Source organism: Enterococcus sp. AZ095b (genome assembly GCF_051714725.1).
Classification (GTDB): domain Bacteria; phylum Bacillota; class Bacilli; order Lactobacillales; family Enterococcaceae; genus Enterococcus_B; species Enterococcus_B pernyi.
On the sequence record NZ_JBIOSL010000001.1, the window covers coordinates 897,301 to 919,972 of the forward strand.

Annotated in this window: 23 protein-coding genes; 21 read left to right on the top strand and 2 right to left on the bottom strand. The window is 38.4% G+C overall.

What is annotated here, in order from left to right; all coding sequences use genetic code 11:
* Position 1 precedes the first annotated feature (1 nt).
* From IGJ99_RS04290 to IGJ99_RS04335, 10 genes are all read left to right on the top strand, one after another.
* On the top strand, positions 2–229 hold the full coding sequence (locus IGJ99_RS04290) for an exodeoxyribonuclease VII small subunit (protein ID WP_194179766.1): 228 nt from the start codon (positions 2–4) through the stop codon (positions 227–229).
* Positions 226–1,113, top strand: coding sequence for a polyprenyl synthetase family protein (locus IGJ99_RS04295; RefSeq protein WP_062805515.1), 888 nt, complete (start codon positions 226–228; stop codon positions 1,111–1,113). Before IGJ99_RS04290 ends, IGJ99_RS04295 begins: the two co-directional genes overlap by 4 nt.
* Before the next feature lie 8 nt (positions 1,114–1,121).
* Positions 1,122–1,943 (top strand): TlyA family RNA methyltransferase, encoded by an 822-nt coding sequence (locus tag IGJ99_RS04300; protein ID WP_010735996.1) that lies wholly within the window; start codon positions 1,122–1,124, stop codon positions 1,941–1,943.
* 99 nt (positions 1,944–2,042) lie between these two features.
* Entirely contained in the window at positions 2,043–2,492 is a 450-nt protein-coding gene (locus IGJ99_RS04305; RefSeq protein WP_010735995.1) for an arginine repressor, read from the top strand.
* Positions 2,493–2,509: 17 nt separating this feature from the next.
* Positions 2,510–4,189, top strand: coding sequence for a DNA repair protein RecN (recN, locus tag IGJ99_RS04310; RefSeq protein WP_438770641.1), 1,680 nt, complete (start codon positions 2,510–2,512; stop codon positions 4,187–4,189).
* An 853-nt stretch (positions 4,190–5,042) separates the two neighbouring features.
* The gene (locus IGJ99_RS04315) at positions 5,043–6,578 is read left to right on the top strand and encodes a hypothetical protein (RefSeq protein WP_224434595.1); all 1,536 of its coding nucleotides are present in this window, start codon (positions 5,043–5,045) and stop codon (positions 6,576–6,578) included.
* 54 nt (positions 6,579–6,632) lie between these two features.
* Entirely contained in the window at positions 6,633–7,247 is a 615-nt protein-coding gene (locus IGJ99_RS04320; RefSeq protein WP_010735992.1) for a hypothetical protein, read from the top strand.
* A gap of 366 nt (positions 7,248–7,613) precedes the next feature.
* A complete protein-coding gene (locus tag IGJ99_RS04325) occupies positions 7,614–8,141 on the top strand; it encodes a hypothetical protein (RefSeq protein ID WP_224434596.1) in 528 nt (175 codons plus the stop codon).
* Entirely contained in the window at positions 8,098–8,637 is a 540-nt protein-coding gene (locus IGJ99_RS04330; protein ID WP_438722477.1) for a hypothetical protein, read from the top strand. Before IGJ99_RS04325 ends, IGJ99_RS04330 begins: the two co-directional genes overlap by 44 nt.
* A 93-nt stretch (positions 8,638–8,730) precedes the next feature.
* Positions 8,731–9,222, top strand: a complete 492-nt coding sequence (locus tag IGJ99_RS04335; RefSeq protein WP_410779237.1) for a hypothetical protein — start codon at positions 8,731–8,733, stop codon at positions 9,220–9,222.
* A gap of 131 nt (positions 9,223–9,353) precedes the next feature.
* On the opposite strand, the gene IGJ99_RS04340 is transcribed toward IGJ99_RS04335, so the two are convergent.
* Both IGJ99_RS04340 and IGJ99_RS04345 read right to left on the bottom strand, forming a co-directional pair.
* On the bottom strand, positions 9,354–9,470 hold the full coding sequence (locus IGJ99_RS04340; protein ID WP_438770642.1) for a DUF4044 domain-containing protein: 117 nt from the start codon (positions 9,468–9,470) through the stop codon (positions 9,354–9,356).
* A 71-nt stretch (positions 9,471–9,541) separates the two neighbouring features.
* On the bottom strand, positions 9,542–10,498 hold the full coding sequence (locus tag IGJ99_RS04345) for a magnesium transporter CorA family protein (RefSeq protein WP_010735988.1): 957 nt from the start codon (positions 10,496–10,498) through the stop codon (positions 9,542–9,544).
* Between the two features lie 209 nt (positions 10,499–10,707).
* Here IGJ99_RS04345 and IGJ99_RS04350 point away from each other — a divergent pair, with 209 nt between their 5' ends.
* From IGJ99_RS04350 to ftsZ, 11 genes are all read left to right on the top strand, one after another.
* Complete coding sequence (locus IGJ99_RS04350; RefSeq protein ID WP_438770643.1) at positions 10,708–11,076, top strand: DUF3397 domain-containing protein; 369 nt, start codon at positions 10,708–10,710, stop codon at positions 11,074–11,076.
* 170 nt (positions 11,077–11,246) lie between these two features.
* Positions 11,247–11,678 carry a division/cell wall cluster transcriptional repressor MraZ gene (mraZ, locus tag IGJ99_RS04355; protein WP_438770914.1) on the top strand — a complete coding sequence of 144 codons (432 nt, stop codon included), beginning with the start codon at positions 11,247–11,249 and terminating at the stop codon, positions 11,676–11,678.
* Between the two features lie 21 nt (positions 11,679–11,699).
* Positions 11,700–12,659: a 16S rRNA (cytosine(1402)-N(4))-methyltransferase RsmH gene (rsmH, locus tag IGJ99_RS04360; RefSeq protein ID WP_010735985.1), complete on the top strand. Its 960-nt coding sequence runs from the start codon at positions 11,700–11,702 to the stop codon at positions 12,657–12,659.
* A 4-nt stretch (positions 12,660–12,663) separates the two neighbouring features.
* Positions 12,664–13,062: a cell division protein FtsL gene (gene ftsL / locus IGJ99_RS04365; protein WP_010735984.1), complete on the top strand. Its 399-nt coding sequence runs from the start codon at positions 12,664–12,666 to the stop codon at positions 13,060–13,062.
* The gene (locus IGJ99_RS04370) at positions 13,063–15,255 is read left to right on the top strand and encodes a penicillin-binding transpeptidase domain-containing protein (RefSeq protein ID WP_062805506.1); all 2,193 of its coding nucleotides are present in this window, start codon (positions 13,063–13,065) and stop codon (positions 15,253–15,255) included. It begins immediately after the preceding gene.
* Between the two features lie 16 nt (positions 15,256–15,271).
* On the top strand, positions 15,272–16,234 hold the full coding sequence (mraY, locus tag IGJ99_RS04375) for a phospho-N-acetylmuramoyl-pentapeptide-transferase (protein WP_010735982.1): 963 nt from the start codon (positions 15,272–15,274) through the stop codon (positions 16,232–16,234).
* 12 nt (positions 16,235–16,246) lie between these two features.
* Positions 16,247–17,617 (top strand): UDP-N-acetylmuramoyl-L-alanine--D-glutamate ligase, encoded by a 1,371-nt coding sequence (gene murD / locus IGJ99_RS04380; RefSeq protein ID WP_023519352.1) that lies wholly within the window; start codon positions 16,247–16,249, stop codon positions 17,615–17,617.
* 18 nt (positions 17,618–17,635) lie between these two features.
* Positions 17,636–18,724 carry an undecaprenyldiphospho-muramoylpentapeptide beta-N-acetylglucosaminyltransferase gene (gene murG / locus IGJ99_RS04385; RefSeq protein WP_062805503.1) on the top strand — a complete coding sequence of 363 codons (1,089 nt, stop codon included), beginning with the start codon at positions 17,636–17,638 and terminating at the stop codon, positions 18,722–18,724.
* Between the two features lie 14 nt (positions 18,725–18,738).
* Entirely contained in the window at positions 18,739–19,914 is a 1,176-nt protein-coding gene (locus IGJ99_RS04390; protein ID WP_438770644.1) for a cell division protein FtsQ/DivIB, read from the top strand.
* 154 nt (positions 19,915–20,068) lie between these two features.
* On the top strand, positions 20,069–21,397 hold the full coding sequence (gene ftsA / locus IGJ99_RS04395; protein ID WP_019723318.1) for a cell division protein FtsA: 1,329 nt from the start codon (positions 20,069–20,071) through the stop codon (positions 21,395–21,397).
* 22 nt (positions 21,398–21,419) lie between these two features.
* Entirely contained in the window at positions 21,420–22,667 is a 1,248-nt protein-coding gene (gene ftsZ, locus IGJ99_RS04400) for a cell division protein FtsZ (RefSeq protein ID WP_010735977.1), read from the top strand.
* Positions 22,668–22,672 lie beyond the last annotated feature (5 nt).

The window sequence follows — 22,672 nt, forward strand, 5'->3', positions numbered from 1 at the left end:
GATGGCAAATCCAACATTTGAAGAATCATTGCAAGAATTAGAAAAAATCGTCATGCAATTAGAGCAAGGAGACGTTCCATTAGAATCAGCGTTAGATGCGTTCAAAAGAGGAATGGAATTAAGTAAGCAATGTCAAGATACTCTTTCTAAAGCAGAAGAAACCCTTACAAAAATTATGACTGAGACGAATGAAGAGATCACTTTTGACGAGAAAGAGGGGACACAATGAAACTAACCGATTTTTCTGCGACTCACCTTCCTTTGGTAGAAGAAGAAATGGTTTCTTTCATTACGGAATATACTTCGGATGTACGCTTGAAAGAAAGTATGATCTATTCGATCCATGCAGGAGGAAAAAGAATCCGCCCACTTGCTTTATTAGCAACCGTGGCTTCTTTTGATGCCAAGATCGATGCTTCAGCTTATCAAGTAGCAGCAGCATTAGAGATGATCCATACGTATTCATTGATCCATGATGATCTTCCAGCAATGGATAACGATGACTTGCGTCGAGGAAAACCAACCAACCATAAAGTCTATGGGGAGGCAATCGCAATTTTAGCAGGGGATGGATTATTGACGGGTGCCTTCCAGTTGATCAGCATGACCCACTTAGCGAACTCACCAAAATTGTTATTATTGCAACAATTGGCTGTTAGTGCTGGGACACAAGGCATGGTTGCAGGCCAAGCGGCAGATATCCAAGGGGAAACGAAAGATTTGGCGCTAGAAGAACTAGCATTGATCCATGAACGAAAGACTGGACGTTTGATACGTTATGCTTTGCTAGCAGGTGGGATTTTAGCAGAACAACCAGAAGAAGTTTTGGTACAATTACAACAAATTGCCGCTCATCTTGGGTTAGCTTTTCAGATCCGTGATGATTTATTGGATGTGACTAGTACGACAGAAGCATTAGGGAAAACAGCTGGCAAGGATGAACGAGCGGATAAAAATACGTATCCACGCTTATTAGGGATCGAGCAGACAAGAGCTGCGTTGCAACGAGAAATCCATTCCGCCAATAGGATCATTGCCGAGTTAGAACAAGAAGTTTGTTCATTTGATGGAGAGATTCTTCGTCAGTTGGTCAAACGATTTGATGAGAAGTGAGGAAGAGGATGGAAAAAGAACGAGTAGATGTATTAGCCGTCAAACAAGGGCTATTTGAAACAAGGGAACAAGCAAAACGTTCCGTGATGGCAGGGTTGATCTATAATGAAAAAAATGAACGTTTTGATAAACCAGGAGAAAAAATCCCCGTTAGTAGTGAATTAAAAGTCAAAGGGAAAAAATTGCCGTATGTTTCTCGTGGTGGGTTGAAACTAGAAAAAGCATTAAAACAATTTGATCTAACAGTCAAAGATAAAGTATTGCTTGATATTGGGGCATCCACGGGAGGGTTTACCGATGCTGCCTTACAAAATGGAGCAAAAATGAGCTATGCCTTAGATGTAGGCTACAATCAGTTAGCATGGAAAATCAGACAAGATCCAAAAGTGGTCGTGATGGAACGTGTTAACTTTCGTTATGCAAAACCTGAAGACTTTGATCAAGGTGTACCAGAAGTCGCTGTCATTGATGTATCATTCATCTCTTTGAAGCTGATGCTACCGCCATTACATGCAATTTTGAAGCCAGAGGGTGAAGTAATTGCATTGATCAAACCACAATTTGAAGCAGGTAGAGAAGCGGTCGGTAAAAATGGCATTGTTCGAGAAGCAACAACCCATCAACAAGTCATCGAACAAATTTTGACGTTTGCCACAGAGCAAGGGTTTGATGTATTAGATCTAAGTTACTCTCCTATTACAGGTGGAGAAGGAAATATTGAATTTTTAGCGCACTTAAAAAAAGTATCAGATAAAGGAACAATCTATGCGAACGTTGATCCAGCTCACATCGTTGAAATGGCTCATGAACAATTCACGCATAAGCGGTAGTCTGGGAATTGACAAAAAAGACTATGAGTTCTTCTTTATTAAGCGCTTAAAATAAGCTATCATTGAAAGAAGAAGGATTGGTGAAGGAGCGGATTGAGCATGAGAAAAAAAGATCGACATCGTTTGATTACTCGATTACTAAATGAACAAGATATACGTAAACAAGAAGAATTTGTTGAAATATTAAAAAATAAAGGGATTTCTGTTACACAAGCAACGATCTCAAGAGATATCAAAGAGCTTAAATTGATCAAAGTTCCCGCAGTTGATGGTGGCTATCGCTATAGTCTGCCTGCTGAAACAAGTGAAGATGTGAGCACAAAGCTAGAAAAACTATTGAAGGACGCATTTGTAGCAGTTGACCAGATGGAAAAATTTGTTATTTTAAAGACTTTGCCGGGCAATGCTTCTGCAGCTGCAAATTTAATCGATAAACGTTACAAAAAAGAATTATTCTCGATTATCAACGATGATGACAATGTGTTGATGATCACACGATTGGAAGAAGATGCTGTTCAATTAAAGAAAGATTTTCTGCATTACCTTTAATCTAAGGAGTGATTGCAATGCTACAAGAAATCAGTATCACCAATTTTGCGATTATTCCTGAATTGCGTTTGTCGTTTCATGAAGGAATGACAGCATTAACAGGAGAAACCGGAGCCGGTAAGTCAATTATTATTGATGCTTTGGGCTTATTAGCAGGTGGTCGCGGATCAAGTGATTATATTCGTCAAGGTGCCAATAAATGTATTCTGGAAGGGTTGTTTGAATGGCCTAAACAAGAAGGTTTTGAAGCTTTGATGGAAGAGTTAGGGATTGAGTCCGATGGTTCAAATCTGATCGTCCGTCGAGATATGTCTTTAGCAGGTAAGAATGTTTGTCGAGTGAATGGACATATCGTGACATTAGCGAATTTGCGACGCGTAGGTAGTTATTTAGTGGATATCCAAGGTCAAAATGAACATCAGGAACTATTACAACCTGAATCACATCTTGTGTTACTTGATCGTTTTGGAGACTCGACATTCCAACAGAAAAAAAGAGCGTACCAAGAAGCCTATCAAGCGTATCGTGAACTTGAAAGAAAAGTACGTAAGATCCAACAAAACGAAAAAAACTATGTCCAACGTATCGATATGTTGAATTTCCAACAAGAAGAAATCGCAGCCGCCCAATTAGAAGTTGGTGAAGAAGAAAAACTTCGAGAAGAGCGCGATAAATTAAGTAATTATCAAAAAATCGTCGATGGTTTAGCTACTGCTTATGGGGCGCTCAGTGAAGGTGAACAAAGTAGCCTTGATGGGGTGGGAAGGGCTGTTTCCGAGATCCAAAGTATTGCCCACCTTGATTCAGAGTATGAAGCAATTTTTGATAGTATCCAGAGTGCCTATTATTTATTGCAAGATGCAGTAGGGGACATGAGCAGGCAAATCGATCTGCTTGAACTGGATGAGAATCGTTTGGAAGAAGTGACGCAACGCATGGAAACGATTCGCCAATTGAAGCGTAAATATGGCGATTCAGTTGAAGCTATCTTAGCCTACTATGAAGAAATCACAGAAGAATTGGATTCATCTGATTTTACAGAAGGTCAACTTGATAAAATGAAGAATGAACTGACTCAAAAAGAAGAGTGGGCGTTTCAATGTGCAGAAGAACTCCATCAAGCAAGAAAAGCGATCGCCAGTGACTTAGAACAGTCGATTCTGCGTGAATTAAAGAGTCTTTATATGGAAAACACCGAATTTGAAGTTCGTTTTTCAACGCAAGCAAATGGACGCTTAGATGAGCAAGGTTTTGATATTGTCGAATTTTATATCACGACAAATCCTGGAGAACCATTGAAGCCACTAGTCAAGGTAGCATCAGGTGGGGAATTGTCACGAGTATTACTTGCTCTGAAAACCATTTTTTCTTCGGAACAAGGTGTGACTAGTATCATTTTTGACGAAGTTGATACTGGTGTTAGTGGCAGAGTGGCACAAGCCATTGCGGATAAAATATTGAAAATATCCAAATATTCCCAAGTACTTTGTATCACGCATCTTCCTCAAGTGGCGGCGGTAGCGGATTATCAATATTACATTGTAAAAGAAGTCGTCGGCGGAAGAACACAAACATCCGTCGCCGAATTAGCTGCAGCTGAAAGAGAAAATGAAATCGCACGAATGTTAGCGGGAAGTGAAATCACGCCTTTAACGATCGAACACGCCAAAGAGTTGTTACGTTTGGCGAAAAAATAAATAAAAAATAAAAATCACCCTTTGCCTACATTGGCTAGGGTGATTTTATTTTGCTTTTTAGGGAATAGAGGTAAAAAAACAGTTGAAATCTTTCCCGACAGAAAAAGTAATTAGTTATTTTTATATTGTATTTTATTATATTTTTTTTTGATTTTGAGAATGAAATTTGTAAATCCAAAAGCTGTCGATAGTCAATCAATAGTTAATTCGCTTACAAAGTCCTATCATTTTTTAATCATAAAAATTTTTTTTAATGACAAAAAGATAAAGTCAGTAGTAATGTTTTCCCAGATTTTGATTATGTTTGAAAAAAAGCACTACACATAAATTAGTTTAAACGTATGATTATTGAAAATAATTCTTTTTTGAACGCTAAGAACAGATACTTGAGGTTAGTAGGAAAAGGATGTCATAAATAGTCTAAAGTATTTCTGTAAATAAACAAGAAATATTATCTCTGTAACTACTACGGATAAAAGATAGGTTTGTAAGAATGTAATAGATTAGTAAATGAATAACACGAATATTCTTAGATCAATAAAAGCTATCATTGATTCGCTTAAAGTATTGTATTAAAAGTATCGTCATATCGTCTATGTAAATGATTCGTTTCCGCTGGTGATTTATTTGTTATAGAAATAGTAAACTCAATGATTATTGTTCGTTGTTTTTGTCCAAATGGTGGTTACGTCGTATTTTTACTCATAGAGAATACCTACAAGAAAGGGAGGAAGGGAAAATTCATCTAAAATTTTTTTGTAAATGGGTGATTTAGGAACATCCACTTTTAGAAGTTTCCTAAGAAAAAGGATTGGAACAAAACAAATACATAAAAACGCGAGGAGTGTAAGATATGCCAATAATTGATTTCAGAGAAACAGGTGGAAAGTTCATTAATCGAATGCATGACGCTAATAAGACAAATACTCAAGAAGATTTGAGTAAATTAGCTGTTCGGACAGGAAATGAATCCCTAAATGTGAGAGCAAACCCAATTATTTCTTATCTTTATTATTCGACAGGTATTCTTCAAAATATAACACTACAGCCGATAAATCAAAGGAATGATCGAATTGTAGGAAATGCAAGCACCTCATTTGGAGAAAGAAATCAAGAAAATCCTTCGTTTGATTTAAATACTAGAGCAAATGCAACTCAAAGCTATCGTAATGTATTACAGATCATTCCCCAAGTCAGTATAGATCAAAGAGTTACAGCGCCAAATGAGCTAGCTAATATGACAGGTACGCTTCCTAAACAATTTAATAGTGAGTATGTTTCTAAAAAGAAATTGAAATTTAAACGTAAAGAATCTAGTGAACATAAGGGCAATACATCTCGCAATACAAGTGATGTAATGCAACAATCCCTAAATGAAAGTAGACAGATCAATCCAAGACATCACCGAGCGCTCTCCAAAAAATCCTCCTATTTAATTAAGAAAGTCACAAGTGAGTTACATGATCAGAGAGTAAAAATTCTGAATAGTATTCAAAAAGATGAAATGTTTAAGTCTGAAGTAAGATCATCCAACCAAGAGCAAACCTCCCAAACAAAAGACAATGAGCTAACGAATAATGGGAATACTTCCTGGCAAGAAGAAAAGTTTCACTTGTCACAGGAAGGTGTAGATTCAATTAAGAAAGATACAAGTGAACTACATGATCAGGAAGTAAAAAGTCCGAATACTATTCAAAAAGATGAGACTTCTTTTGTTTATAAAATCCCTAAGTTTGAAGCAAGAACATCCAAGCGAAATCAGGAAACAGACTCTCGTAATCGAACAACCAATATGGAAAATCAGGGAATGACAAAGAAATTTGTACAAGGTTCTCAGCAAGCCTCTTCATCCCAAACAAAAGATAGTCCAAATTCAGATTTTAGATTGCGAGAAGAAAATGAGTCGACAAGCACTGGAATAGCGTCATGGCAAAAAGGAAAGTATCACTTGTCACAGGAAGGTGTAGATACAACTCAGAAATCGACGATTGAACTACAGGATAAGGTAATACAAAGTTTGAAGAGTATTCAAAATGATGACATATCTAAGTTTGAAGCAAGACCATCCAAGCGAAATCAGGGAACAGACTCACGTAATCGGACAATCTATATGGAAAAACAGAGAATGACAAAGGAATTTGTAGAAGGTTTACAGCAAGCCACTTCATCCCAAACAAAAGATAATCCGAATTCAGAGGTCAGTTTTACAACGCATGGAGAAAAAGAAATTGACACAGTTAAACTGCGCAATCTCAATGATAATCCTGTATTTGAAGCAAGAAATGTAAGAGGTGAAAACGAAGAAAGCTTAACACACGGTATAGGAGAAAGTCTAATCAAGTTCGGAGAGCAAGCATATCCTTATCGTTCTAAGGCTGAAATATATTAACAGGCGATTCCTACGCAACTGTCTCAAAATAAATCACAGGATCTGTATAACAGCTTGGCGAATCAAAAAACTATTGATTTAAAAGATACACGGACAGGTGAATATATTTTAAAAATGATAGAATCATCGGATGGACAGAATTTCCCCGCAGAATTGAAGGATTTTTTGAAAGATTTACAGCAAGCTCCTTCATCCCAGACAAAAGACATTCCAATTCCAGAGTTTAGATTGAGAGAAGAACATCATATAGCAAGCAATGGGATCGATTCCTGGCAAAAAGAAAAGTCTCATTTGTCACAGGAAAGTTTAGAACCAAATAAGAAAGAGTCAAGGGAACTATATGATCAGTTGGTACACGGCACGAGCAGCATAAAAAAAGATGAGACTTCTTTTGTTTATGGAATGCCTAAATTTGAAGCCAGATCATCCAAGGGGGATCAGAGAGCAGAATCACTCGATCGGCTAACGAATATAGAGAATCTAGGAATCTTTAAGAAGTTTTCAGATGGGCTAAGCATCGATAAATTTTCGTCAGCCAAAGCAAAAAACGACATTGATAAAAACCTACAAACGTTTATTGAAAAACAAAACGGAAATAAGCCAAGGTTATCTGTGCTTGTAGGGAATGCTAAAGTAAAAAGTCAAAATATAATTAATCAAGAAAAATAGCGTCCAAGAGCAAATCGAAAAGAACCAAGTTTGAGCATATAGTTAATTGAAGACAATAAAAAGATGACTAAAAAATTAGGATAGTAGTACTTTTCTACCACAAACGTTATCAAGGCTAATGGGAAAACAGAATGTTGACTACGGTAAATAATGAATGCCAATTAAATAAATAGAAGGAGTGAAAGGAATGCCAGGAGAAAATCATAACGAGAGAATAGGACGATTCAACAACAGTGTTATAGACAAGCAAGATCCGCATGGGTTAGAGCGTGAGTTAGGGCTCTGAGTAATCAAAGAAGATTTCATCTGAATAGAGGGAAATTTTCTGCTTTCACGGGAGCGGTATACGCAACCAGTGTGTTAAATATGTTAACACCAGTGGTTGCGCATGGCCCTAATCGATTGAATGTACCAAAAGAAAAAAACAACGAAATGAAAAGAACTTCCGAACAATCAATGGATTATCTACGTACCTCCAACATCACAGCTAGTCATACACAGAGCAATAACGTTTCCCCTCACAACATGACAATTGATTTAAAAAATACACTTAATCACTGGGACGTTGAACTTAACAATTTAATGGTTTCAAATAAAAAGGATATTAATAAAAATGTTCATCAGAGACCACGAAGAACACTAAATCAGCGAAGCCAATTTAGAAATCTTACAGCAGAAAATGTTGCAGAACAAATTAAAAATACTTTGAAAGGTTTTGTTGAGGAAATCCAGAAGCCCCCGACGTCGGTTGGAGCAGCAAACCTACCTTTAGAGGAAATCCAGAAGCCCCCGACAGCGGTTGGACAAGTAAATCTACCATTTGGGGAAGCCCAGAAGCCTCAAACAGCGATTGAACCAGTTAAAAAAACGTTTGAGGAAATGTTACACGCCTAGCACAGCACTTGAACGATTGGATCACCCTCCCAAGATAAACGAGGCATTTTGGGATAAAGTAACTAAAGTCTTTACTGATTTTTTCAGGCAATATGAAATACCTACTGATAGAGGTGGTGGGCAAGGAGCAAAGGATCAATCCATGTTGTCCTATGTTTCAAATTTGATGTCTTTTGCATTACCTGATCTCCAATTATTTACTATTAACCTAGGGAAAGCAAATAAAGACAATATATCACCCCAATCGTTTGATCAACCTACTTCCTCTGACCATAGTTTGGGACAAGAAAATTTTGCAACTCAAATTTTGGATGCAACAAAAACACTAATCAATGTGTTTACGAATCATGATTTATCCAAAAGCTTATCGAAGGATATAGCAAGTTACAAAAACCTCAGGGATGAGCAAAATTCAGGGCTTACGCAAGAAGCGAAGATTTCAAGCCAATCCAATCAACGCCAATTTGATTTCTCAGCCTGGAATGAGCAATTTTAAAAATACTGAGGTAATTCTTCATCCTCAGGCTACTGATACCCCGGTTCCAAGTAAGAAAGAATTGGAACAGGAGTACTTAAAAGAAGAAGACGGATGATAAAGGAATGGGATGAGCCAGATAGAGTGAAGAATCAAAGAGAAATGTCCGCAGATCGCGAAAATTCACATCTGGCAAACAGTGTGGAAAGAATGACGACTAATAAAGAAGTGGGGATCGATCCGAATAATTTCGATCCGAGATTAGAAAAAAACTTTAATAAATTTAAAGAAGCTATGAAAGGAACACAGAAAAATTCTCGGCAGAATTTGGCTTTAAATAATCGACATTCGAATCCATTACCCAATACTTTGATGAACCAACAATCTACTCAAACAGCAACAGGTAAAAAAGTGTCAACCTTAGAGAATAGTGGGGCTCAATATCAGAAAAAGCAAAAAGAAGGAAGTAATCAAGTAAGATTCGAACAAGTGGGTCATTCAACACGGTCGGGGGCTGGAGTTCGAATTAAAAACAAGAAAAGTTTTTCGATGCTAACAAGTGATGCGAGAGTAAAAGCCAACATAAAAATATATCGAATCAAGTAAGACAGCAACCAAGAACAAACAAAAAAGAGGTTAGTTTAAGTATGTAGTAACCAATGTGACAGGCTCTTGATGATAATAATTAATAACAGGAAATGGAGGTTACGCCAAATTTGGCGCAACCTCCATTATTTTTACATGACACTGATTACAGCAGTTAGAACGACTGAACCGATTGTCAAAATCAACATTGTCCAAATCACTAATTTTGTGACTTTCGCAAAAGTGCTTGTTTGTTTTTTTTTTCGCATCGTGATTACCTCGATTTATTATTGTTAAGTTGATTTTACATGCTTTTCATTGATTCTACAAGAGGGCATCTCTATAAAAACTTACCTTTTTTCAAATAATAAGTGGTCAGAAGTGAAATGATCACGGTCAATAGTATCAACCAAAGAAAAGCATCATCCCTTTCGGCAATTGGTAGTTTAATATTCATACCGTAAATACTTCCAATGATTGTTGGAATCGTTAAGATAATCGTTAAAGAAGTTAAAATTTTCATAATATTATTTAAGTTGTTTGAAATGATGGCAGAGAATGTTTGGTTCATCTGTTCGACAAGCTTTAAGCGGATACGAGCGGTGGTCTTTGCTTGTTCTGTTTCGATAATCACGTCTCTGAGGTGATTCATCATCGCGTGATTATTTTTTACCGATTGGTTCTCGGCTAGTTGTTGTAACGCTTCAAGATTCGAGGCAGTCGCTTCTTTGAAATAAACCAAGCTTTTTTGGATATCCATGATTTGATACAATTGCTTATTTTCAGTTGAGACTTTTAGTTGTGTCTCCAACAGATCACATTGGGCAAGTAAGGTAGAAAGATAAGTGTTATAGGACTGAGTGATCTGCCAAAGTAACTGCATAAAAATATTTAGAGTGGTCGAAAGATCGTTTCTTTGAAACGTTTGATGAAAGACTTTTTTCAAAAAAAGTGGTTCGTGATTCGTAATTGTGATAAGCTTCTTTTTGGGCGTGAGAATAATCGAAAACGGATAAGTATCTACTTGGAAATATCCGCTAGGACTTGTTTTTGGAAAAGGGTATTGTAATAATACCAATGCTGGTTTTGTCAGCTTTTCTTGATTAAATTCTTCTACCCTGGAGTTTTCTGCATCGTCTAAGACAGACGTGAGGTAATCTTTAGGTATTTGGAACTGTTTGATCAATTGATTGATTTCTTCTTCTGTGGGTCGCTCGACACAATACCAAATGGTTTCAGCCGTTTCTTCCATTGAATCAACCAATTTCTGGTCTTCAAGTGTAAAATACTTTATCATTGGGAACCTCCTCAATACTTCTTTCTTCTATTATAACCAATTCTTGAAAAGAACACATTGAAAGAGACTACCCACTGATCATCAATCTTGATTTGTCAAACAACGGCTGCAACAACATAATAAAACAGTATAAATTTAAACTAAATGAAATCGTTGTGTAAACTAAATTACGTATACTGAACGCAACGATAAAAAAGGAGATTTGTCGAATGGGTAGTTTTTCACCACTTGTATTGTTTTGGTACATCTTTCCGGCAATCGTGATTTTTGGTTGTCAATTTCTAGTAAAAATATTTGCATTGACTCGGCGTTTCAAAGTCAAAGCACCTGATTTAGCCGTTCCTTTTTTGTGGGGAGGCATCCATGCATTGTCTCGTAATACCGATACGTCTTCATTTTTGCCCTTTTTATTGATCACTATCCTTTTAATGGCAATCTGTATCGCGTTATTCCAAGCTTATTATTATGACGAACTTGTGTATTCACGTTATTTCAAAATGACTTGGCGTCTTACTTTTTTGGTAACCTTAGTCATGTATATCGTTTTGATCGTCCTAAACGTTCTTTCGTTTCTCTAGTATGGCGCAATCAGGCTGTTAAAAGACTTTAAAAAATCTTTTATCAGCTTGATTGTTAAAATTTTTTTTACTAATCAAAAAGTTATTCTCAGATTTCCCATAAAAGGTGGTAGAAAGTGGGGGATTGTGGTAGACTGATTTTAGTTAGTGGAGGATTGGGGGTAGTTTCGATGTTAATGGGCGAATTTCGGCATAATATTGATGCAAAAGGTCGCTTGATCGTGCCTTCAAAACTGCGTGAAGAATTAGGCGAACAATTCGTGTTGACTCGTGGATTAGATGGTTGTCTTTTTGGCTATCCGATGAGCGAATGGAACGAATTAGAGTCGAAACTCAATGATATGCCTCTAGCAAAGAAAGACGCTAGAACCTTTGTCCGTTTTTTCTACTCAGCAGCTACAGAATGTGAGTTGGACAAGCAAGGACGTATCAATATCCCTAATACATTAAGAAACTACGCAACTATAACGAAAGAGTGTGTCATTGTTGGAGTGTCAAACCGGATCGAAATTTGGAATGAAGCCAAATGGCAAGAATTTTCAGAAGCTGCGGAAGAAAACTTTAATGAAATCGCTGAAAATATGATTGATTTCGGATTATAAGAAATAGGAAGAGGCTGACCAATGACTGAAACATTTCAACACTATACAGTCATGTTAAAAGAAACGGTAGATGGACTTGCAATCAAACCGAACGGAATTTATGTGGACTGTACACTCGGCGGGGCCGGACATAGCGAATACTTATTAAGCCAATTGAATACAGAGGGTCATCTTTATGCATTTGATCAAGATCAGATCGCAATCGATCACGCAAAAATCCGTTTGGCTGAGTATGTCGAAAAAGGTATGGTCACTTTTATCAAAGCAAATTTCCGTGAGCTTGAAGAGCGCTTGACTGAATACGTACCTAAGGTCGATGGGATACTTTACGACTTAGGCGTATCTTCGCCACAGTTAGACGAAGCAGAACGTGGATTCAGTTATCATCAAGATGCGCCTTTGGATATGCGAATGGATCAATCGGCACCTTTGTCAGCATATCATGTGATCAACGAATATCCTTATAACGAATTAGTAAAGATCTTCTTTCGTTATGGAGAAGAAAAATTTTCAAAACAAATTGCCAGAGAAATTGAACGGGTGAGAAAAGATCATCCGATTGAAACAACCGGGGAATTAGTAGAAATCATCAAACAGGTGATTCCTGCCCCAGCAAGACGAAAAGGCGGTCATCCTGCAAAACGCATTTTTCAAGCTGTGCGAATTGCAGTCAATGATGAGCTAGGTGCGGAGCAAGCCTCCTTAGAGCAAGCAATCCGCTTATTGAAGGTCGGTGGCCGGCTCAGTGTGATCACTTTCCACTCATTAGAAGATCGGATCGTCAAAAACATGTTCAAAGAATATAGTACGATCAAAGATTTACCACCAGGGTTGCCGGTCGTACCTGATGAGTTCCAACCTGAATTAAAAGTGATAACGAGAAAACCGATGTTACCATCTGAAGAAGAAGTGGCAGAAAACAATCGTTCTCGTAGTGCAAAATTGCGTATCGCTGAAAAAATACGAGAGAAAGAGGAGTAGAAGAATGGCAGAACTAAAGAAAGTCCAACAATATCCATATGATTTACAAGAAATTGAACTACCAGAGCAACCTCTGCCAGATTCACCCTCAGAGAAAGAAATCGTTCTTCCTCAATCTCCAGCAAAACGTTTGAAGCAAATCTCTATTTTCGAAAAGCTTGCCGTAGTGTGTATTGCTTTTTCTGTCATCGCACTTTGCGTATTAACAGTGATGTTACGAACTAATATTAGTGGTATGGAAAAGCAAATCGGGGCGCTACAGGTTGAATATAATGAAAAAAATCAAGAAAAAATCAGTTTGGAGCAAGAGAAAAGTGAACTTTCTCGTACCGAGCGTGTTAAAAAAATCGCAGAAGAAAAAGGGTTGTCAATCAATGACGACAATTTAAGGAAAGTGAAGTAAATGAGTCTTAAAAATAAATTCCGGCGGTTTATGGAAAAGAAAAATCTAAATCCGATGAACAATCGCAAAAAAGTAGGTATCATTTTATTTGCTACGAGTATTGGATTGTTCTTTTTATTTGCCGTTCGTTTTGCATACATCGTGATCGGTGGACATGTGGCTGGTACATCATTAGAAGAAAAAACGAACCAGCTTTATCAAGGTAGTGAAGAGGTCAAGGCAAAACGAGGCACGATCTTTGACCGTAATGGGGTGGCACTAGCAGAAGATGCCACGTCTTACTCGATCAAAGCAATTCTTTCCGAAACATACACGACTGGAAACAAAAAATTATATGCACAAGAAAAAGATTTCGATACACTTGCGGATATTATCAGCAAAAACCTTTCAATGGAAAAAAGTAAAGCCTTGAAGGTGCTACGCGATGGAGCCGAGCAAAATCTCTACCAAGTAGAATTTGGGAATTATGGACGTAATATCACCCAAGAGACGAAACAAAACATCGAAGCAGAGATGAAAGCGGCTGATGTTAATGGGCTTTATTTCGATAATCATCCTGCACGTATGTATCCTAGTGGGATATTTTCTTCCCATTTTATTGGCTATGCGGTACCGGATGAAGAAGAAAATGGTCTGGTTGGCCGACTTGGGATCGAATCTGCTTATAATGATATTTTGAGTGGACAAAACGGAAAGATCTATTATCAAAAAGATAATTTCCAAAATCCATTACCAGGTACTGTAGCAGAAGAAGAAAAGGCAACAGACGGTAAAGATGTGTATACGACTCTTGATAGTCGTCTGCAGAGTTACTTAGAAACATTGATGGATCAAGTCAATGAAGAATATCAACCTGAAGAATTGACTGCGATATTGATGGAAGCTAAAACTGGCGAGATCACTGCGATGAGCCAACGCCCGACGTTCAATCCTGAGACGATGGAAGGGTTGACTGGTGAAGATGCTGTGTGGCGTAACATCCTTGTACAAGATTCTTATGAACCAGGTTCAACAATGAAAATCTTCACGACAGCAGCAGCAATCGAAGAAGGTAAATTCGATGAAAATGAGTCTTTTTTATCTGGACAGATCAAAGTAGCTGATGCCACGATCAATGACCATGACTTTGGTAAAAAAGGAATGCTGACCATGCGTCAAGCTCTTTCATGGTCTAGTAACGTGGGTATGGTAATGCTGGAACAGCGTTTAGGTGGCAAGTGGTTTAACTATTTGCAAAAACTAGGATTTGGGCAAAGTACTCACTCTGGTTTAGATGATGAAGTTGCGGGTGCTTTACCAACTGCTAATATCGTTGACCAAGCGATGAGTGCGTATGGTCAAGCGATTGGTGTCACGAATTTCCAAATGATGAAAGCTTTCAGTGCGATCGCCAACAACGGCACTATGATCCAACCACGTTACATTAGTAAGATCGTTGATCCAAATACTGGAGAAGAAGTCTCTACTGAAACGGAAGTGTTAGGACAGCCATTTTCGAAAGAAACGACAGAAAAAGTTCGTGAGTATATGCGAGATGTCATAGAAGATGAAAATTACGGTAGTGCTTACGGAGTATATAATGTTCCGGGATACAATATTGCAGCTAAAACAGGAACAGCCCAGATTGCTTCTGATACAGGAGGATATCTAACAGGTGATACCGCGTATCTGTATTCGATCGTCGAAATGGTACCAGCTGAGGATCCCGAATATGTCCTTTATCTGACAATGAAACATCCTAAGACATATGACCGCACGGCTTTAGCAAAAATTGCGAACCCCTTACTGAAACGAGCAATGGATTTCAAAGAAGCTGAAACAGCTACGCCAGAAGAGAAAAAGACGGAAAATATCACTGTTTCTGACTATCGTAATTTAAATCCTGATATTGCCGCTGCTGATGCACAAAAGAGCGGTTTGCAACCAGTAGTCATTGGCGATGGAAATAAGGTAGAAGCGCAATCCACAGCAAATGGGGATGAGCTGATATCGGGAGAAAAATTGATTCTATATAGTGGTGGTACTGCATTGATGCCTGATGTGACAGGTTGGTCAAAGGCGGATATCATGAAATTAGGAAAAATACTTGGTGTCGAAGTGACATTCCACGGTGATGGTTACTGTACAGAACAAAGCCTCGCACCTTATGAAAAAATATCTGACGAAACATTAAGTTTCCATCTAAAAGAATAATAGGAGAGAAGAGAGCATGGATTTGACACAAACATTAATTCCCATTGCGAGTAGTTGTGCAATGACGATTGCAACAATGCCGTTATTTATTGGTTATTTTCAAATGAAAAAACAAGGCCAAGCCATTCGTGAGGAAGGACCTAAATGGCATAATGTAAAAGCCGGAACTCCAACGATGGGGGGATTGGTGTTTTTAGTCAGTGCGCTCTTGACTGGTATCTGGGTAGGCGCTTGGCAACAACAGTTAACGCCTACTCTTTTCATCCTACTTTTTGTACTTGCCCTATATGGAGCAATTGGTTTTTTGGATGATTTCATCAAAATCTTCAAGAAAAGAAATATGGGATTGAACTCAAAGCAAAAATTGATTGGCCAAATTGTTGGGGGAATCATCTTTTATCTCGTTTATCGTGGTGAAGGATACCCTGGAACACTGAATTTTTTTGGAATTGCTCTTCCATTAAGTTGGTTGTACGGATTATTCGCGATTTTCTGGTTAGTTGGCTTTTCCAATGCTGTTAACTTAACAGATGGTATTGATGGCTTAGTAGCTGGATTAGGAAGTATTTCTTTTCTGACCTACGCAGTTATCGCTTGGCACCAACAGCAGTATGATGTCTTAATTATCTGCTTGAGTGTTTTAGGTGGTTTACTAGGATTTTTCGTCTATAATCGCAAGCCTGCCAAAATATTCATGGGGGATGTCGGTTCCTTAGCATTAGGAGGATTGTTAGCAGCAATCTCGATCATGCTCAATCAGGAATGGACATTACTATTGATCGGTCTGATGTATGTCATCGAAACAGCTAGCGTGATGTTACAAGTATCTTCTTTCAAGTTGACTGGTAAAAGAATCTTTAAAATGTCACCGATCCATCATCATTTCGAGATGAGTGGTTGGTCTGAATGGAAGATAGATACTGTCTTTTGGATAACAAGTGTAATTACTTCATTGATCACATTGTGGATCGTATGGTAGGAGATGACGAGAATGAAAAAAATAACAACTTATGAAAATAAAAAAGTCCTTGTATTAGGATTAGCAAAAAGTGGATTTAGTGCGGCCAAGTTATTACATGAACTGGGCGCACTTGTCACCGTTAATGACGGAAAACCGTTTGATGAAAATCCTGAAGCCCAAGAATTGCTTTCTTTAGGGATCAAAGTAGTGACTGGTAGTCACCCAATTGAATTATTAGATGAAAAATTTTTAATGCTGGTCAAAAATCCAGGTATTCCTTATACACATCCATTAGTTGCAAAAGCTCAAGAAATGGGTATTCCGGTAATTACGGAAGTTGAACTGGCTTACGAAGTAGCGGAATGCCCAATTATCGGCATAACAGGCACCAACGGAAAAACGACGACAACAACAATGACTGGGTTATTATTGAATGCGGGGAAATCAGCAGGTATCACTCGTTTAGCTGGTAACATTGGCTTTCCTGCAAGTAGTGTGGCACAAGAAGCTAATCCGGAAGACAAGATTGTTATGGAACTTTCAAGTTTTCAATTGATGGGAATTACTGATCTTCGTCCCCATATTGCAGTGATCACGAATATCTATGAAGCACACATCGACTATCATGGCTCTCGTCCAGCCTATGTCAAAGCTAAATGGCATTTGCAAAAAAACATGACGTCAGAGGATTATCTTGTACTGAATTGGAATCAGAAAGAATTACAGGAACTAAGTAAAAAAACAAAAGCGAAAGTATTACCTTTTGCGACAGATCAAGTCTTAGCGACAGGTGCTTATTCTTTTGAGGGAGTTATTTATTACGACAAAGAAAAAGTCATGGAGATCTCAGAAATAGGTGTTCCAGGGGCGCACAATGTTGAAAATGCGTTAGCAGCTATTACTGTTGCAAAACAATATAATGTCTCAAATGAAGAAATAAAAGAAACATTGAGTCATTTTCATGGCGTACCACATCGTACACAATATGTTGGTGAGGTGCAAGGACGTAAATTTTACAATGATTCGAAAGCCACAAATATCTTAGCAACCAAGATGGCATTAAGCGGATTTCAACCAGAAAAATTGATTTTAATCGCCGGTGGACTTGATCGGGGCAATAGCTTTGATGAACTCATTCCATCACTTGAAGGAGTGAAGGGATTGATCACTTTTGGTGAAACTAAAGAGAAATTGAAGGATGCTGGTGAAAAAGCGGGCATACCAACGGTCTGCACAGCAGAGTCTGTGGAAGCTGCGGTTCCTGTAGCTTTAGAAAATAGCGAACCAGGAGATGTGGTTTTATTATCACCAGCCAATGCAAGTTGGGATCAATATCCTAATTTTGAGATCCGTGGTGATCGCTTTATGGAAGCCGTTAGAAAATTAAAAATAGAAAAGTAGAAACGAGCGATAAAAACTATGAAAATTTTGGTAACAGGTGGAGGAACCGGTGGACATATCTATCCCGCGCTAGCCTTCGTCAATTATGTGAAAACACAAGAGCCGAACGCCGAGTTTATGTATGTAGGTGCAAAACGTGGTTTGGAAAACAAAATCGTTCCAACCACCGGGATTCCTTTTCATACCTTAGAGATCCAAGGATTTCAGCGAAAGTTTTCACTAGCTAATGTCAAAACGATCCAATTATTCTTAAAAAGTATCCATCAAGCGAAAAAAATACTAAAAGAATTTCAACCAGATATCGTGATCGGAACCGGTGGTTATGTTTCTGGGGCAGTTGTGTATGCTTCTGCTAAGTTAGGGATTCCGACAATCATCCATGAACAAAATAGTGTACCGGGGATGACAAATAAATTTTTGAGTCGTTATGTGGATCGAATCGCGCTTTCTTTTAAAGATGCAGCAACCTTTTTCCCAGAGGACAAATCAGTTTTGATCGGTAACCCGCGAGCACAAGAAGTTGCAGATACGATGAAAACAGATATTCTAAAAAAATTTGATCTCGATCCTAAGAAGAAAACAGTCTTGATTTTTGGAGGAAGCCAAGGGGCATTAAAAATCAATCAAGCTGTTACTTCTTATTTGGATACATTTGAAGCGACGGATTATCAGATCCTTTATGCATCAGGAGAACGTTATTATCAAAGTATTAAGGAAAAGTTAGGAGAAACAAAAGCAAATATCAGTATTCAACCTTACATCAATGAAATGGCAGCGGTGATGGCGGCAAGTGATCTATTGGTCGGACGAGCAGGGGCGACCTCCATTGCTGAGTTGACCGCACTTGGGTTACCTGCGATCCTTATCCCAAGTCCTTATGTGACAAACGATCATCAGACAAAAAACGCGATGAGTCTCGTTCGAGTTGGGGCGGCTAAGATGATTGCGGATGGAGAGTTGGATGGTGATTCATTGGGTGCCACGATAAATGAGATCATGACAGATGAAACACTACAACAAAATATGTCAACTGCCTCTAAAACATTAGGTATCCCGGATGCGTCTGAGCGTTTGTATCAACTAGCAAAATCGTTAATCATAGAATAAGGTGGTGGTCATAGATGAGTAAGAAAAAAGAAACAAAAAAAACGCCTGAGAAGTCAAACGATGAAAACTCGCTGACGCCTTGGCAAATGGCCAACCGAAAATACTTAGAAGAACATAAAGAACACACAGATCATCAGACAGGAACAAGTGAAAAAAGCGAGCATAAAGAAGAACAAAAAGAACCTACACCTCCTAAAAAAGAAGAACTACTTGTTGAAGAAGATGATTTATTAGACTATGAAGAAATCGAACATAAGAAAGACGGGGGACCGTATAATGGTTCGTTTATTGATCGCTTGCCTAATTTAAAAAATTATCGAAACAAAGTTTTATACAAAAGGCTGAGTTTAATCATTTCCATTCTTTTGATTCCTTTGTTATTTTTGATTTATTATGTTTCCCCGTTGAGCCAATTAGAGGGCGTTTCTGTTTCCGGAAATGAAGTTGTTTCGAAAGAAGAAATATTGAAGGATACGCAATTAGCATTGAATCAGCATATTTGGGGACAGTATTGGCAGCGCCAAAGTTACATCGATCATTTGAAAAAAGAGCAGCCTCGAATAAAATCTGCTACGATCGGTTTTAGTAGTGTCAATACATTTGATCTGTCTGTCACTGAATATAAAGAGATTGCTTTGATTTTAACGGACGGAAAATATAGCCCTGTGATCGAAGATGGAACAGTGTTGGATGAAATAGTTGAAAGTCCAACAAAAAATCTGCCGATCCTAGAAGGATTTACTGACTCAACAAAAATCAAAGATTTAGCAAAAGAATATAATAAATTATCTCCAGAGTTACAAAAAGCCATTTCGGAAATCAAATATACGCCTCGTAATACGAATCAAAATTTGATCCAGCTGAATATGAACGATGGGAACCAAGTGATCGTCAATATTACTAACTTAGCAACGCAAATGAATTTTTATGCGCAAGTAGCTAGCGAAATGGAAGAAAATGGTGTGATCGACATGGAAGTAGGGATTTTTTCTTACCCTTACTCAAATAATAGCGAAGAAGCGCAAGAAGATGGATCAGAAGAAAGTACAGAGGCAAGTGCGCAAAGTGCGGATCAAACTTCTACTTCAGAAACGGGCGTTGATGAGCCTCAAATAAGTGAGAATCAAGGCGAAATGAATCCAACAAATGAAAATACGACCCCATCTTCGTCAAGTTTAGATGAAAATTAAGAAAACCACTGTAAAATGTGATAATCTACTTTCTAAAAACTGGTAATTTATGGTAAAATTGGAAACAGTGAATATATCTATTAAGTATATTTTTAAAACGGACGTTATTGGTTCGCATGTATATGGAATAGTTAAGTAGGAGGGAATCCCATTCATGGCAAAAACAGGAATGTACGTAGGCCTTGATATTGGAACGACATCTGTCAAAGTTGTCGTGGCTGAATATATCGACAGCCAAATGAATATTATTGGAGTAGGGAACGCAAAATCAGAAGGGATTAACCGAGGCATCATCGTTGATATCGATAAAACAGTACAAGCGATACAGCGAGCAGTGCGTCAGGCAGAAGAAAAAGCCGGCATTCAAATCAAAAGTGTAAGCGTGGGTCTACCAGCAAACATGCTTGAAGTAGAAAACTGCCAAGGGATGATTGCAGTAAACGGAGATTCAAAAGAAATCACCGATGAAGATGTCCGCAATGTGGCTTCAGCTGCACTGGTTCGTTCAATACCTCCTGAACGTCAAATCGTGTCAATTTTACCACAGGACTTTACGGTAGATGGATTCGAAGGCATCAAAGATCCTCGTGGGATGATCGGTGTCAGATTAGAAATGTATGGTCTATTATTTACTGGACCAAAAACAATCATTCATAACATTCGTAAATGTGTTGAAAATGCGGGATTGATCGTCAATGAATTAGTGATCACACCTTTAGCGTTGACTGAATCAATTCTTTCGGATGGAGAAAAAGATTTTGGTACAATCGTTATCGATATGGGTGGCGGACAAACAACAACAGCTGTCATGCATGACAAACAGTTGAAATTCACGAGCCTAGATCAAGAAGGTGGCGAATTTGTCACAAAAGATATCTCCATTGTTTTAAATACTTCCTTCAACAATGCAGAAGCATTAAAAATAAATTACGGGGATGCATATCCAGAACGTACCTCAGAGCAAGAAGAATTTCCGGTAGATGTGATCGGCCAAACAGAACCTGTTCGAGTCGATGAACATTACCTATCAGAAGTAATCTCTGCTCGAATGGAACAAATCTTCAATAAAGCAAAAGAAGCGTTAGATCAAATCGAAGCGTTAGAGCTGCCTGGCGGTATCGTCTTAACTGGTGGGGCAGCAAGCCTTCCAGGTGTCGTTGATTTGGCACAGGAAATATTTGGCGTAAATGTGAAGCTTTATGTACCAAATCAAATGGGTCTAAGAAATCCAGTATTTACAAACGTGATCAGTATCGTTGATTACTCTGCGAATTTAAGTGAAGTATACCAATTAGCTAAAATCGCTGTTATGGGGGAATCAGCACCTGTTCATTATACAACCAATGAGCCGGAAGCTCACACATCTTATGAACAATACGATGTGGCAGAAGAAACAACGTATAACGAAGAACCAGAAGAAAAAAATTCTGGCGAAAACGTAACAAGTAAAATCAAAGGATTTTTTACCAATATATTTGATTAATCATCGTGGGAGGAAAAAAAACATGGAATTCTCAATTGATAATAACATCAATGACGGCGCAGTCATCAAAGTAATCGGCGTCGGTGGCGGAGGCGGAAACGCTGTAAACCGTATGATTGAAGAAAACGTTAAAGGTGTTGAATTTATCACTGCCAACACAGACGTCCAAGCATTAAAAAATTCAAAAGCTGAAACAGTGATCCAATTAGGACCTAAATACACACGTGGTTTAGGTGCAGGTTCACAACCAGAAGTTGGCCAAAAAGCAGCTGAAGAGAGTGAACAATCTCTACGTGAAGCATTAGAAGGCGCAGACATGATCTTCATCACTGCTGGTATGGGTGGTGGAACTGGTACTGGTGCTGCACCGATCGTTGCTGGAATTGCTAGAGAATTGGGTGCATTGACAGTAGGTGTCGTCACTCGTCCATTTACATTTGAAGGACCAAAACGTGGCCGTTTTGCTGCGGAAGGTATCGCACGTTTGAAAGAAAACGTAGATACATTATTGATCATCTCAAACAACCGACTTCTTGAAGTCGTTGATAAAAAGACACCAATGCTTGAAGCATTCCGCGAGGCAGATAATGTCTTACGCCAAGGTGTGCAAGGTATCTCTGATCTAATCACTGCACCAGGTTACGTAAACTTGGATTTTGCTGATGTGAAAACAGTGATGGCAAACCAAGGTACTGCTTTGATGGGTATCGGAGTAGCAAGCGGTGAAGAACGCGTGATCGAAGCAACGAAAAAAGCAATCTCTTCTCCATTATTAGAAACATCGATCGATGGGGCAGAACAAGTCCTATTGAACATCACTGGTGGCTTGGATATGACGTTATTCGAAGCACAAGATGCTTCAGATATCGTAGCAAATGCAGCAACTGGCGATGTAAATATCATCTTAGGGACATCGATCAATGAAGAAATGGGCGATGAAATCCGTGTAACGGTCATTGCTACAGGTATTGATGAAACAAAAAAGGAACGGAAGTCTAGTCGTCCAGCTAGACAAACGTCAACTCAAACGCAATCTTCTGCTCAAAGCAATCGATTAGACATGGACCAAGCAAAACCAATTACTGCTGAGGATGAAAGCAGTTTTGGTGATTGGGACATCCGCCGCGAACAAAATGTTCGTCCAAAAGTGGATGAGTCTAATTACGAAACTATTGAGAAAAAAGAATTTGATACATTCAATCGTGAAGAAACAAAAACAAAAGGTGACGACGAATTGAATACACCGCCGTTTTTCCGTCGTAAAAAATAAAAGGA

What these genes read in the sequence shown, in the direction of transcription:
- IGJ99_RS04290 (WP_194179766.1), top strand. Translation starts at nt 2, where the DNA reads ATGGCAAATCCAACATTTGAAGAATCATTGCAAGAATTAGAAAAAATC.
- IGJ99_RS04295 (WP_062805515.1), top strand. Translation starts at nt 226, where the DNA reads ATGAAACTAACCGATTTTTCTGCGACTCACCTTCCTTTGGTAGAAGAA.
- IGJ99_RS04300 (WP_010735996.1), top strand. Translation starts at nt 1,122, where the DNA reads ATGGAAAAAGAACGAGTAGATGTATTAGCCGTCAAACAAGGGCTATTT.
- IGJ99_RS04305 (WP_010735995.1), top strand. Translation starts at nt 2,043, where the DNA reads ATGAGAAAAAAAGATCGACATCGTTTGATTACTCGATTACTAAATGAA.
- recN (WP_438770641.1), top strand. Translation starts at nt 2,510, where the DNA reads ATGCTACAAGAAATCAGTATCACCAATTTTGCGATTATTCCTGAATTG.
- IGJ99_RS04315 (WP_224434595.1), top strand. Translation starts at nt 5,043, where the DNA reads ATGCCAATAATTGATTTCAGAGAAACAGGTGGAAAGTTCATTAATCGA.
- IGJ99_RS04325 (WP_224434596.1), top strand. Translation starts at nt 7,614, where the DNA reads ATGTTAACACCAGTGGTTGCGCATGGCCCTAATCGATTGAATGTACCA.
- IGJ99_RS04335 (WP_410779237.1), top strand. Translation starts at nt 8,731, where the DNA reads ATGATAAAGGAATGGGATGAGCCAGATAGAGTGAAGAATCAAAGAGAA.
- IGJ99_RS04340 (WP_438770642.1), bottom strand. Translation starts at nt 9,470, where the DNA reads ATGCGAAAAAAAAAACAAACAAGCACTTTTGCGAAAGTCACAAAATTA.
- IGJ99_RS04345 (WP_010735988.1), bottom strand. Translation starts at nt 10,498, where the DNA reads ATGATAAAGTATTTTACACTTGAAGACCAGAAATTGGTTGATTCAATG.
- IGJ99_RS04350 (WP_438770643.1), top strand. Translation starts at nt 10,708, where the DNA reads ATGGGTAGTTTTTCACCACTTGTATTGTTTTGGTACATCTTTCCGGCA.
- mraZ (WP_438770914.1), top strand. Translation starts at nt 11,247, where the DNA reads ATGTTAATGGGCGAATTTCGGCATAATATTGATGCAAAAGGTCGCTTG.
- rsmH (WP_010735985.1), top strand. Translation starts at nt 11,700, where the DNA reads ATGACTGAAACATTTCAACACTATACAGTCATGTTAAAAGAAACGGTA.
- ftsL (WP_010735984.1), top strand. Translation starts at nt 12,664, where the DNA reads ATGGCAGAACTAAAGAAAGTCCAACAATATCCATATGATTTACAAGAA.
- IGJ99_RS04370 (WP_062805506.1), top strand. Translation starts at nt 13,063, where the DNA reads ATGAGTCTTAAAAATAAATTCCGGCGGTTTATGGAAAAGAAAAATCTA.
- mraY (WP_010735982.1), top strand. Translation starts at nt 15,272, where the DNA reads ATGGATTTGACACAAACATTAATTCCCATTGCGAGTAGTTGTGCAATG.
- murD (WP_023519352.1), top strand. Translation starts at nt 16,247, where the DNA reads ATGAAAAAAATAACAACTTATGAAAATAAAAAAGTCCTTGTATTAGGA.
- murG (WP_062805503.1), top strand. Translation starts at nt 17,636, where the DNA reads ATGAAAATTTTGGTAACAGGTGGAGGAACCGGTGGACATATCTATCCC.
- IGJ99_RS04390 (WP_438770644.1), top strand. Translation starts at nt 18,739, where the DNA reads ATGAGTAAGAAAAAAGAAACAAAAAAAACGCCTGAGAAGTCAAACGAT.
- ftsA (WP_019723318.1), top strand. Translation starts at nt 20,069, where the DNA reads ATGGCAAAAACAGGAATGTACGTAGGCCTTGATATTGGAACGACATCT.
- ftsZ (WP_010735977.1), top strand. Translation starts at nt 21,420, where the DNA reads ATGGAATTCTCAATTGATAATAACATCAATGACGGCGCAGTCATCAAA.